The organism is Micromonospora maris AB-18-032 (assembly GCF_000204155.1).
Lineage (GTDB): Bacteria > Actinomycetota > Actinomycetes > Mycobacteriales > Micromonosporaceae > Micromonospora > Micromonospora gifhornensis.
Genome location: NC_015434.1, coordinates 2,731,078 through 2,744,492, shown reverse-complemented (window position 1 = coordinate 2,744,492; position 13,415 = coordinate 2,731,078). Strand labels below are relative to the sequence as shown.

Below are 13,415 nucleotides of genomic sequence, written 5' to 3'. Positions count from 1 at the left end.
CCCGCTCAGTCGAGGTCGTCGATCAGCGCGAACAGCGCTTCGTCACTGGCTGTGTCAAGGTCAACGGTGGCCGGGGAATCGGGGGCCGCCAGGGTGAGCAGCTGCCGCAGCCGGTCGGCGATCGTGCCGTCGCCGGGTCCGCCGTCGCGCAGGAGTGCCTCCAGCCGGTCGAGTTCGGCGTGCACGCCGTCGTCGGGTGGGCTGTCGGCCATCAGGTCGTCCAGGTAGCCGACCAACGCGGCCGGGGTCGGGTGGTCGAACGCCAGCGTCGCGGGCAGCCGGTGCCCGGTCGCCGTACCGAGCCGGTTACGCAGCTCGACCGCGGTGAGCGAGTCGAACCCGAGGTCGGTCAGGGCGCGGTCCAGGTCGATGCCGTCCGGGTCGCTGCGGCCGAGCACGCCGGCGACCTGCGCCCGTACCAGACCGGTGAGCAGGTCGCGTCGTTGTTCCGGTGAGCGGCCGGCCAGTTGTGCGGCGAGGGCGGGCCGGTCGGCGGCGACGGCCGCGGAGGCCGCCGGCAGGGCGGGCACGGCCAGGTCGCGCAGCACGGCCGGCGGGTCGGTGAGGCGGCGGACGTCGAAGCGGGTGACCGCGAACGCCGGGCCGCCGTCGGTGAGCGCGGCGTCGAACAGTCGCATCGCTTCCTCGTCGGCAAGTGGCCGCAGTCCCAGCCGGGCCACCCGCTGCCGGTCGGTGTCGGACAGGTGCCCGGACAGGGCGCTGCTCTGTGCCCACAGGCCCCAGCCGAGGGAGACGGCGGGCAGTCCGGCCGCGCGGCGGTGCTGTGCCAGCGCGTCGAGGAAGGCGTTGGCGGCGGCGTAGTTGCCCTGCCCGGCGGTGCCGAGGGTGCCGGCCACCGAGGAGTACAGCAGGAACAGTGCCGGGGGCCGGTCGGCGGTCAGCTCGTGCAGGTGCCAGGCGGCGTCCACCTTGGGCGCCAGCACATGGTCGAGGTCGTCGCCGGTGAGCGCGGTGACGGTGCGGTCACGGGTGGTGCCGGCGACGTGGGCGACGGCGGCGGGTGGCCGGTCGAGTCCGTCGAGCACGGCGGCGAGGGCGGCACGGTCGCTGACGTCGCAGGCGAGGGTGCGTACGGCAGCGCCGAGGCCGGTCAGTTCTTCGGCGAGCCGGTCGGCGTCGGGGGCGGCTGGTCCGCGGCGGCTGAGCAGCACCAGGTCGGTGGCGCCGTACGCGGTGACCAGGTGTCGGGCCAGGACCGCGCCCAGCGTGCCGGTGGCCCCGGTGACGAGCACCGGTCCGCCGGACAGGTCCGGCCGGGCTTCGGTGCCGGCCCGGGTGACCGGGGCCAGGCGGGGTGCCAGCAGCCGACCGGCCCGGATCGCCGTCTGCGGTTCGGTGGTGGCGGCGACGGCGGCGAGGGCCGCCCAGGAGGGGTCGGTGGCGTCCACGTCGACCAGCCGGAAGCGGCCCGGCTGTTCGGCCTGAGCGGACCGGACGAGGCCCCACACCGCGGCCTGGACCGGGTCGGGGTCGGCGTCGGTGGTGGTCGCGACCGCATGCCGGGTCACCAGCACCAGTTCCGCGCGGGTGTCGTCGGCCAGCCAGCGGCGCAGCAGGTCGAGGGTGGCGGTCAGGCTCTGTCGTACCCTTTGCGGTGGGGTGGCGGCAGGGTCGCCGTCCGGGGCGGCCACGAACACCGCAGCGGTGGCGGGCAGGTCGCCGACCGTGGCGTACGTGGGAAGCCCGGTGGCATCCGGCAGGCCGAGCGTCGCCGCGTCCACCGTCGCGCCGTTCGGGGCGGGCACCGGACGCCAGGTGAGCCGGTGCAGCCCGTCCGGGACAGCGGCCGGGCCGGCGGCGCGGGGCAGCAACCGCAGCCGCTCCACGGTCAGTACCGGACCGCCGGCCGGGTCGGTGGCGCTCAGCGACACCACCGTGCCGTCCTCGCCGGTTTCGTGGACGGTGAGGGTGACCCGCAGCGTGGACGCGCCGCTGGCGTGCAGGCGTACCCCGGTGAACGCGAACGGCAGCACCTCGGCGCCCACCTCGTCCGGTGCCGCGGCCACCAGGGGCAGCAGCGGGTGCAGCGCGGCGTCGAGCAGCGCGGGGTGCAGGGCGTAGCCGGCGGCCTCGGGCAGTTGGTCCTCGGCGAGGGTGACCTCGACGTACCGTTCGCCGGGGCGGCGCCACAGCCGGGTCATCCGGCGGAACGCCGGTCCGTAGTGGTAGCCGAGGCCGGCGAGCCGGTCGTAGACGTCGTCGAGCGCGACCGGTTCGGCGTCCTGCGGTGGCCACGGGCCGGACGGTGGGGCGGGCGTCGGTGCGGGGGTGAGCAGGCCGTCGGCGTGCCGGGTCCACGGGTGCCCGGCGGCGGCGCCGGCGGGGCGGGCGTACACGGCGACCGTGCGGCTGCCGTCGTCGGCCGGGGCGTCGGCCACCACCTGCACGGCGACCGGTTCGCGTCCGTCGAACGGCAGCGGGGTGCTCAGGGTCAGCTCGGCCAGCTGGTGGCAGGCGACCTGCGCGCCGGCCCGCAGCACCAGGTCGGTCAGGGCGCTGCCGGGCACCAGCGGGACGTCGCCGGGGCGGTGCTCGGCCAGCCAGGCGCCGCCGGCCGCATCGAGTCGGCCGGTCAGCACGGCGGTGTCCGAGCCGGCCACATCGACGGCCGCGCCGAGCAGCGGGTGGGCGGTGTCGTGCTGTCCGGCTGCGGCCGGGCCGGCGGCACGGGCGTCCAGCCAGTAGCGGCGGCGCCGGAACCGGTAGGTGGGCAGCGGCACCGGGCGGGTGCCGGGGTGCACCCGTTCCCAGTCCACCGGCACGCCCCGTCCGTGCAGCAGGGCCAGCGCGGTGAGCACGGTCTCCGGCTCGTCGCGGCCGGCACGCAGCATCGGGACGACGAGGCCGGGCGGGTCGCCCAGCGTGGCTGCGGCCAGTCCGGTCAGTACGGCGTCGGGGCCGATCTCGACCAGGTCGGTGACGCCCGTACGGTGCAGGGTGCGGACCGCGTCGGCGAATCGCACCGGCTGCCGCACGTGCCGTACCCAGTAGTCGGCGCTGCCCAGTTCGCTGGCGGTAGCCGGGTCGCCGGTGGTGTCGGAGACGACGGTGAGCACGGGTTCGCGGAAGGTGAGTCCGTCGATCGCCTGGCGGAACTCGTCGAGCACACCGTCCATGTGGTGTGAGTGGAAGGCGTGGCTGACCGGCAGCGCGGTGGCCCGCCGGCCGCGGGATCGCCAGTGTTCGACGGTGTCCTGGGCGGCGGCGCGGTCCCCGGCGACGACTGTGGATCGGGGGGCGTTGACTGCGGCCACGGTCAGGTCGGTGCGGCCGGCCAGCCAGTCGCGGACCTCGTCTTCGGTGGCGTCCAGCGCGATCATCGCGCCGTCGTCGCGGGCGGCCTGCATGGCGTGGCCGCGGGCGGCGATCAGCCGGGCGGCGTCGGCCAGGTCGAACACGCCGGCGACGTGCGCGGCGGTGATCCCGCCGACAGAGTGGCCGAGGACGGTGTCGGGTCGTACCCCGCAGGCCTCCACATGCCGGTAGAGGGCGACCTCGGTGGCGAACAGCGCGGCCTGGGTGAACACGGTCTGGCCGAGCAGGGCTGCGTCGGCGCTGTCCGGGTCGGCGAACAGGATGTCGCGCAGCGGCTGGTCGAGGTGCCCGTCGAGGTGGGCGCACACGTCGTCGAGGGCGCGGCGGTACGGTGCCGACCGGTCGTACAGGGTGCGGCCCATGCCGATGCGTTGGCTGCCCTGCCCGGTGAACAGGAACGCGAGCCGGCCGCGCGGACCGGCCGGGCCGTGTGTCAGGCCGGATGCGGATCCGCCGGTGGCCAGGGCTGCGAGGGCAGCGGCGCGGGTGTCCGGGTCGGTGCCGGTGACCACGGCCCAGCGGTGCAGGACGGTGCGGCGGGTCAGGGCAACCGCGACGCTGGTCGGGTCCGGGCGTTGAGGGCCGGTGACCAGGTCGTGCAGCGCGCGGGCCTGGTCGCTCAGGGCGGCGGGGTTGTGCCCGGACACCACCCAGGCGACCGGGCTGCCCGCTTCGGTGCCGGCGGCCGGTTCGATGTCGGCGGCCGGGGCTTGTTCGAGGATGACGTGGGCGTTGGTGCCGCTGATTCCGAAGGAGGAGACTGCGGCGCGGCGGGGACGGCCGGTGTCGGGCCAGTCCTGCCGGGACGACAGCAGCTGCACCGCACCGGAATCCCAGTCGACCATCGGCGACGGCACTTCACAGTGCAGCGACCGCGGTGCCACTCCCGCCCGCATCGCCTGCACCATCTTGATCACACCACCCACACCCGCAGCCGCCTGGGCATGACCGATGTTCGACTTCAACGACCCCAACAACACCGGCACACCACCGGTACGGGACCCGTACGTCGCCAACACCGCCTGCGCCTCGATCGGGTCACCCAACGACGTACCGGTGCCATGGGCCTCCACCACGTCCACATCGGATGCCGACAGGCCGGCGGTGCCCAACGCGGTACGGATCACCCGCTCCTGGGCGGGGCCGTTGGGGGCGGTCATGCCGTTGGAGGCGCCGTCGGAGTTGACTGCGCTGCCGGATACCACGGCGAGGATCTGGTGGCCCTTGGCCCGGGCCACCGACAGGCGTTCGAGCAGCAGCAGGCCGGCGCCTTCCGACCAGCCGGTGCCGGTGGCGTCGGCGGCGAACGACCGGCACCGGCCGTCGGTTGCCAGGGCGCGTTGGCGGGAGAACTCGACGAATGCCGTGGGCGACGCCATCACCGTGACCCCGCCGACCAGGGCGGCGGAGCATTCCCCGCGGCGTAGGGCGGTGGCGGCCAGGTGCAGGGCGACCAGGGAGGACGAGCAGGCGGTGTCGACGGTCAGGGTCGGACCGTTGAGGCCGTACACGTAGGCGAGGCGGCCGGAGACGGCGCTGGCGGTGTTGCCGACCAGCAGGTAGCCCTCCAGGTCGGCCGGTGGGCGGGCGGCCCGGGCGGCGTAGTCGTGGTACATGACGCCGCAGAAGACACCTGTGTCACTACCCCGCAACGACCGTGGGTCGATCCCCGCCTGCTCGAACGTCTCCCACGCCACCTCCAACAACAACCGCTGCTGCGGATCAGTCGCCAACGCCTCCCGCGGCGACATCCCGAAGAACTCCGCATCAAACAGATCCGCGTCGTACAGAAACCCACCCTCACCCGCATACGACTTACCCACCGCTTCGGGGTCCGGGTCGACCAGGTCGGCCGGCCAACCCCGGTTCTCCGGGAACAGGCCGACAGCATCCCGCTCCCCCACCACCAGGTCCCACAACTCCTCCGGTGACGTGACACCCCCCGGGAAACGACACCCCATCCCGACGATCACCACCGGATCCTCATCAGCCACCACGACCGGAGCCACGGTCTGCTCGGCGGCGGGACCGTTGACCGTTGCGACCAGATATTCGGCGATTGCGGCCGGGGTCGGGTGGTCGAACACCAGCGTCGCCGGCAGCGGCAGGCCGGTGAGGGCGGTGAGGCGGTTGCGCAGGTCGACTCCGGTCAGCGAGTCGAAGCCGGCGTCGCGGAACGGCACCTCCGGCATCACACCGGCCGGGCTGTCGTGGCCGAGCACCGCGGCGGCGGCGGTCCGGACGGTGTCCAGCGCGTACGCATGCCGTTGCGATTCGTCGAGCCTGGCGGCGTGCGCCGCCCAGTCGCCGCTCGGGGGCGCGGCGATCCGGCGCGGGCGGGCCGGTGCCAGCGCGCGCAGGGGTGCCGGCAGCGGGTCGTCGGTGCGCAGCCGGGCCGGTTCCAGGGCCACCGGCACGAGGACCGGTTCGGGTGAGCGCAGTGCCCGGTCGAACAGGGCGAGGCCGTGCGCGGGGGTCAGCGGTTCGATGCCGAGCCGGGCCCAGCGGGCGATGTCGGTGTCCCGCAGCGCCGCGCCCATCCCGGTGGTGGTGTCCCACAGGCCCCAGGCCAGTGAGGTGGCGGGCAGCCCGGCGGCGTGCCGGTGCGCGGCCAGGGCGTCGAGGGCGCAGTTGGCTGCCGCGTACCCGGCCTGCCCGGCCGTGCCCAGCACCCCGGCGATCGAGGAGAACAGCACGAACGCGGTCAGCGGTTGGTCGGCCGTCAGGTCGTGCAGGTGCTGGGCAGCGTCCACCTTGACTCGCCACACCCGGTCCAGTTGCTCGTCGGTGAGGGTGGCCACGGTGGCGTCGTCGACCACTCCGGCGGCGTGCACGATCGCGGTCAGCGGGTGCGCGGCCGGGATGGCGGCCAGCACGGCGGCGACGGCGTCGCGGTCGGTGACGTCGGCGGCCACCACGCGGACCTCGGCACCGGTCTCGCTCAGCGTGGCGGTGGCCGCGGCGGCGTCCGGGGCGTCCGGGCCGCGTCGGCTGACCAGGACGAGGTGACGCACCCCGTACGTGGTGACCAGGTGCTCGGCGATCAGCCGGCCCAGGCCGCCGGTGCCGCCGGTGATCAGGACCGTGCCGGCGGGGTCGATCACCGGTGCGTCCCCGGCGGCGGGCGCCGGGCCGAGGCGGGGTGCCAGCAGTGTGCCGCCGCGCACGGCGACCTGCGGTTCGCCGGTGGCGACCGCGGCGGCCACCGCCTCCGGGCCGGCACCGTCGCCGAGGTCGACCAGGGTGACGTCCGGATGTTCGGCCTGGACGCTGCGCAGCAGGCCCCAGACGGCCGCGCCGGCCGGATCGGGGGCGGGGTCGCCGGGGGTACTGACCGCGTGGCGGGTCACCACGGTGAGTGGGCCGGTGAGCCGTTCGCGTACCGTGTGCAGGGCGGTGCGGACGGCGGTCAGCGGGTCGTCACCGTCCAGGGTGAGCACCTCGCGGGGATCGGCCGGGCGGGACGGGGCGGGCAGCGGCTGCCAGCCGAGTGTCCAGAGCCCGCCGGTGCCGCCGGTGGCGGCGGCCAGGTCGCGGATGTCCACCTCGCGCAGGGTGAGCCCCTCGATCCGGCCGGCCGGGCGGCCGGTGGTGTCGGTGAGGGTGACGGTCACCGTGTCGGGGCCAGCCGGGGTGATCCGGGCCCGCAGGGCGTGGCCGGGTGTGCCGGTCAGATCGGCGCCGGTGACGGTGAAGGGCAGCCGGATGCGGCCCGGGGCGGTGCGGGATGCGGCCTGCAGCACGACCGGGTGCAGGGCGGCGTCGAGCAACGCCGGGTGGATGCGGTAGCGGGCGGGGTCGGCGTCGCTGGGCAGTTCCAGGTCGGCGCAGACCTCGTCGCCGACCCGCCACAACCGGCGGACCGCGGTGAAGTCGCCGCGATAGTCGTAGCCGGCCTCGGCGAGCCGGGGGTAGAGGTCAGCGATGGGCTCCTCGACCGCACCCGGCGGCGGCCACGGCGCGTCCACCGGCCCGGTGTCGGCGACGGTGCTCGGGACGAGTCGGCCGGTGACGCAGCGTCGCCAGTCCTGCGGGGCCGCGCCGCTGTCGGCCCGGGCGTGCACGGTGAAGCGGCGACCGCCGTCGGGGTCCGGCTCGTCCACGCTGACCTGGACCTGCAGGGTGCCCTGGGCGGGGACGGCGAGCGGGGCGGCCAGGGTCAGCTCGTCCACCCGGGTCGCGTCGACCCGTTCGCCGGCCACCCGGGCCATCTCCAGCAACGCGGTGGCGGGCACCAGCGCGGCGCCGTTGATCACGTGGTCGGCCAGCCACGGCAGGTCCGACCGGGACAGTTCCCCGGCGAGGACCAGGCCGGCCCGGTCGGCCAGGTCCACCGTGGTGTGCAGCAGCGGGTGTGCGGCCGGGTCGGCCGAGGTGCGTGGGGCAAGCCAGTAGCGGTCCAGGTGGAACGGGTACGTGGGCAGTTCCGCCGGCGGTGATCCGACGCCGATCGAGGCGGGGTCGAGCGGGGCGCCCGCGGTGTGTGCGGCGGCCACGGCCAGGATGGCGGTCTCCGGTTCCGGGCGGCCGGCGCGACCGGTGGAGATCACGGTGGCGTTGGCGTCGCCCAGCGTCTCCAGGATCGCCGGGACCAGCGCGGCGTCCGGTCCCACCTCGACGAAGACGGTGGCTCCGAGGGTGCGCAGGCTGGTCACCGCGTCGGCGAACCGGACCGTCCCGCGCAGCTGGCCGGTCCAGTAGGCGGGGTCGGCCAGCCGGTCGCCGGGCAGCCGGTCCCCGGTCGCGGTGGAGACGAACGGCACCTGCGGGTCGGTGACCTCGCGGGCTGCGGCCACCTCGGCGAACTCGGTGAGGATCTCGTCCATGTGGGCGCTGTGGAAGGCATGGCTGACGCGCAGCCGCCGGGTGCGCCGGCCCTTGACGGCCCAGTGTGCGGCCGCTTCCACGATCGGGTCGGGGTCACCGGAGAGCACCACCGACATCGGTCCGTTGACCGCGGCCAGGCTCAGTTGCGGGTACGCGGCCAGTGTGGCCTGCACCTCCTGTTCGCTGGCCTGCACCGCCAGCATCGCCCCGCCGGAGCGGGCCCGGTCCATCAGCCGGCCTCGGGCGGCGACCAGGGCGGCCGCCTCGGGCAGGGTCAGTGCCCCGGCCACGTGCGCGGCGGCCACCTCGCCGACCGAGTGACCGGCGACCAGATCCGGTCGCAGGCCGTGGTGGGCCAGCAACCGGGCCAGGGCGACCTCGACGGCGAACAGCGCCGGCTGGGCGTACCGGGTGCGGTGCACGTCCTCGGCGCTGAGCACGTCGGCCAACGCGCGGTCCAGGTGCGGGTCCAGGGCGGCGGCCACCTCGTGCAGCGCGGCGGCGAAGACGGGGAAGGCGTCGGCCAGCTCGGCGCCCATCCCGGGCCGTTGGGCGCCCTGGCCGGCGAAGACGAACGCGACACGGGCGGGCCTGTCGGCGAGGCCACGGACCACCCGGGCGTCGTCCGTGCCGGTGGCCAGGCTGGTCAGGCCGGCGAGCAGGTCGGCGTGGGTGCGGGCGACGACCGCGGCGCGGTGGGGGAACCGGGTCCGGCCGGCCAGCGTCCGGGCCACGGCGGCGGGGTGGGGGGCGTCGCCGGCGGTCAGTGCGGCGTGCAGCCGGCCGGCCTGCCGGACGACAGCGTCCGGGTCGCGGGCGCTGATCAGCCAGGGTACGGGCACCTCGGCGGGTGGTTGCGGGTCCGGGTCGCCGGGTGCCTGTTCCAGGATCAGGTGGGCGTTGGTGCCGCTGATGCCGAACGAGGAGACGGCGGCCCGGCGGGTGGCGTCGGTCGGCCACGGGCGGGCCTCGGTGAGCAGGCGCAGCGGGCCGGCCGCCCAGTCGACCCGGGGGGTCGGCGCGTCCACGTGCAGGGTGCGTGGCAGGGTGCCGGAGCGCATGGCCTGCACCAGCTTGATGACGCCGGCGACCCCGGCGGCGGCCTGTGTGTGGCCGATGTTCGACTTCAGCGAGCCCAGCCACAGTGGACGCTCGCGGCCAGGCCCGTAGGCGGCGGCGAGCGCCTCGGCCTCGATCGGGTCGCCGAGGGCGGTGCCGGTGCCGTGTGCTTCGATGGCGTCGACGTCGTGCGGGGCCAGTGCGGCGTCGGCCAGTGCGGTGTGGATGACCTGGCGCTGGGCCAGGCCGCTGGGGGCGGTCAGTCCGTTGGAGGCGCCGTCGGAATTGACTGCGGAGCCGCGGATGACGGCCAGCACGGGGCGTCCGGCGCGGCGGGCGTCGCTGAGTCGTTGCAGGACCAGCAGGCCGGCGCCCTCGGCCCAGGCGGTGCCGTCGGCTGCGGCGGCGAACGACTTGCATCGGGCGTCGGGGGCGAGGCCGCGTTGGCGGGAGAACTCCAGGAACATGCCGGGGGTGGCGAGCACGGTGACGCCGCCGGCCAGCGCGGTCGTGGACTCTCCGCTGCGCAGCGACCGGACGGCCAGGTGCAGGGCGACCAGCGAGGACGAGCAGGCGGTGTCCACGGTGAGCGCCGGGCCGGCCAGGCCGAGGTGGTAGGCGATGCGCCCGGACATCACGCTGGGTGTGGTGCCGGTGAGGATGTGTCCCTCGCCGGCGGTGCCGCCGTCGTGCATGCGGGGCCCGTAGTCGCCGCCGGTGCCGCCGACGAACACTCCGGTGCGGCTGCCGCGCAGGGTTTCCGGGTCGATGCCGGCGCGTTCCAGGGCTTCCCAGGCGGTGAGCAGCAGCAGCCGCTGTTGCGGGTCCATGGCCAGCGCCTCGCGGGGCGAGATGCCGAAGAAGGCGGGGTCGAACGCGGCGGCGTCGGGCAGGAAGCCGCCCTCGCGCACGTAGCTGGTGCCGGGGTGGTCGGGGTCGGGGTGGAACAGGGTGGCGGGCCAGCCACGGTCGGTGGGGAACGGTCCGACGGCGTCGCGTTCGTCGACGACCAGCTGCCACAGCGCGTCCGGGGTGTCGGCCCCGCCCGGGTAGCGGCAGGCCATGCCGACGATGGCGATCGGCTCGCCGGCGGCGGCCGTGGCGTCGGTGCCCGTGGCGGCGGGGGTGCGGCCGGCGAGGTGGGCGGCGAGGGCGTCCGGGGTGGGGTGGTCGAACAGCAGGCCGGTGGGAAGCGTGGTGCCGGTCGCGGCGGCCAACGCGTCGCGTAGTTCGACGGCCATCAGCGAGTCGACGCCGAGGTCGCGGAAGGTGGCCTGACGGTCGACCAGGTCGGGGTCGGGCACGCCGAGGACCGCCGCGACGTGCGCGGCCACCAGCGCCGACGTGTCGATCCGCGGCGTTTCGGTGGGCCCTGCCGTCGGGATGGGCACTGCCGTCGGGATGGGCGGTGCGGCCGGGGTGGGCGGTGCGGCCGGGGTGGGTGTGCGCGCGGGCGTGGCGGCCGGGCCGGTGCCGAAGTCCTGCCGCTGGAAGGCGTACGTGGGCAGCCGCGTCCGCCGTCCGACCGGCGGCGCCCAGACCGCCGGGTCGGTGTGGACACCGCGCACGTGCAGCCGGGCCAGGGCGGTGCGCGCCGACCGGTTCTCGTCGGTGCCGGCGCGCAGCAGCGGCACCGCGACGACGGTGCCGTCGTCGAGTCCGCAGCCGGAAACCAGGGCCGCGCAGACGCCGTCCGGGCCGGCCTCGATCATCGTGGGCGCGGCGTCGGCGGCGGCGCGGACGGCCGCGGCGAACAGCACGGGTTCGCGGACCTGGGCGACCCAGTGGTCCACGGTGGTCAGGGCGTCCGCGGCCAGGGCGCCGGTGCGGGTGGAGACCACCGGCAGGCGCGGCGGTCGCAGGGTGAGCCCGGCGACGACCTGGCGGAAGGCGGGCAGCATCGGTTCCATCAGCGGTGAGTGGAAGGCGTGGCTGACGGTGAGCCGCTTGACCCGGTGCCCGGCGGCGCGCAGGGCCTGGGCGGCCGCGTCGATCTCCGCGCCGGCGCCGGAGAGCACCGTGGCCCGCACACCGTTGACCGCGGCCACGGCCAGCCGGTCCGGGGCGGCGTCGACGAACGGGCGCAGTCCGTCCGGCGGGGCGTCCACGGCGATCATGGCGCCCCCGGCGGGCAGGTCGCGCATCAGTGCGCCGCGGGCGGCGACCATGGTGCAGGCGTCGGGCAGCGACAACACCCCGGCGACATGGGCTGCGGCGATCTCACCGATGGAGTGGCCGAGCAGCCGGGCGGTGGTGACGCCCCAGGACTCGATCAGGCGGTACGCGGCGACCTCGACGGCGAACAGCGCGGGCTGGGCCAGGTCGGTGCCGTCGAGCCCGTCACCGGTGCCGATGATGTCGGCCAGCGGGCGGGGCAGCAGCGGGTCGAGGTGTGCGCAGACCTCGTCGAAGGCTGCGGCGTACGCGGGGAATGCGGTGCGCAGCCCGAGGCCCATCCCGATACGTTGCGCGCCCTGGCCGGTGAACAGCACTCCGACACCGGGGTGGGTGGCGGTCTCGCCGGTGACCAGGTGCGCCGAGGGCGTGCCGTCGGCCAGGGCGGTGAGGGCGGCGGTCAGCTCGGCGTGGTCGTCGGCCCACACCGCGGCCCGGTGCCGGAAGGCGGTCCGGGAGGTGGCCAGCGCGTGCGCGAGGCCGGCCAGCGGGGTGGCGGGGTGGCGGCCGGTGTGCCCGAGCAACCGGGTGGCCTGCTCGCGCAGGGCCGGCGCGGTCCGGGCGGAGAGCGTGACCAGCGCGGGGCCGGCCGGCACGGGTTCGGTCGGGGTGGGCGCCGGCGACGGTGGTGGCTCGCCGATCACCACGTGGCAGTTGGTGCCGCCCATGCCGAAGCTGCTCACCCCGGCGATCAGCGGCCGGTCGGGGTGCGGCCACGGGCCGTGCGCGGTGGCGACCCGCAGCCGCAGCTCGGACAGCGGGATGGCCGGGTGGGGTCGGGCGAAGTGCAGGCTGGGCGGCAGCATCCGGTGGTGGATGCTCAGCACGGCCTTGACCAGGCCGGCGATGCCGGCGGCGCCTTCGAGGTGGCCGATGTTGGTTTTCACCGAGCCCACCAGGAGCGGGTCGGCCGGGTCGCGGCCGGCGGCGAAGACGGCGCCGAGCGCGGCGGCCTCGATCGGGTCGCCGACGGGGGTGCCGGTGCCGTGCAGTTCCACGTACTGCACGTCGGCGGCGTCGATGCCGGCGGCGGTGTGCGCCCGGGTCAGCATCCGCTGCTGGGCGTCAGCGCTGGGCACGGTCAGGCCGGGGGTGGCGCCGTCGTTGTTGACCGCGCTGCCGTGCAGGACGGCGAGGACGTCGTCGCCGTCGGCGTGAGCCCGCGTCAGGGGTTTGAGGACCACGACGGCCGCGCCCTCGCCGCGGACGTAGCCGTTGGCGCGTTCGTCGAAGGTGTGGCAACGGCCGTCCGGGGACAGTCCTCCGAAGCGTTGCGCGGTGTGCACGCCGTCGGCGAGCAGGTTGAGGTTGACCCCGGCCGCGATGGCCAGCGGGACGGTGCCGGCGCGGACGGCCTCGGCGGCCAGGTGCACGGCGACCAGTGACGACGACTGGGCGGTGTCGACGACCATGCTGGGGCCGCGCAGATCCAACGCGTACGAGACGCGGTTGGCGATGAGCGCGCGGTGGGTGCCGGTGTTGGTGTGCCCGGTGACCGCGTCCGGTCCGGCGCGGTGGATCAGGCCGGCCCAGTCGTCGCGCAGTGCCCCCACGTAGACGGCGGTCGGTGTGCCGGCCAGGTCGGCGGGGACGATGCCCGCGTCCTCCAGGGCTTCCCAGACCAGTTCCAGGACGAGCCGCTGCTGGGGGTCGGTGGCTGCGGCCTCGCGCGGGGAGATGCCGAAGAAGCCGGCGTCGAAGTCGCCGGGCCGGTCCAGGAATCCGCCGCGCAGGGCGCCCGGGGTGTGCTCGTCGCCGGAGGGTCGGCGGTCGGCGGGTGCGTCGGTGACGGCGTCGCGGCCCTGGGCCAGCAGTTCCCAGAACGCCTCCGGGTCCGTCGCGCCGGGCAGGCGGCAGGAGAGTCCGACCACGGCCACCGCGGTGTCGCCGGCTGTGTCGGTGGTCGGGGCGTCGGCGTGCGTGTCGTGGGTCATCGCGTTCGGTTGCCCTTCGTCGCTTCCCCTGGGAACCGCAGTCGGCGGTCGATCCGTTTCTATCAATGGATCGGCGACGGAACG

General features: G+C 75.7%; 1 protein-coding gene. It reads right to left on the bottom strand.

The annotated features are described in order from the left end of the window. Positions 1-5: 5 nt before the first annotated feature. Positions 6-13,331: a type I polyketide synthase gene (locus VAB18032_RS12385; protein WP_013733177.1), complete on the bottom strand. Its 13,326-nt coding sequence runs from the start codon at positions 13,329-13,331 to the stop codon at positions 6-8. Positions 13,332-13,415 lie beyond the last annotated feature (84 nt).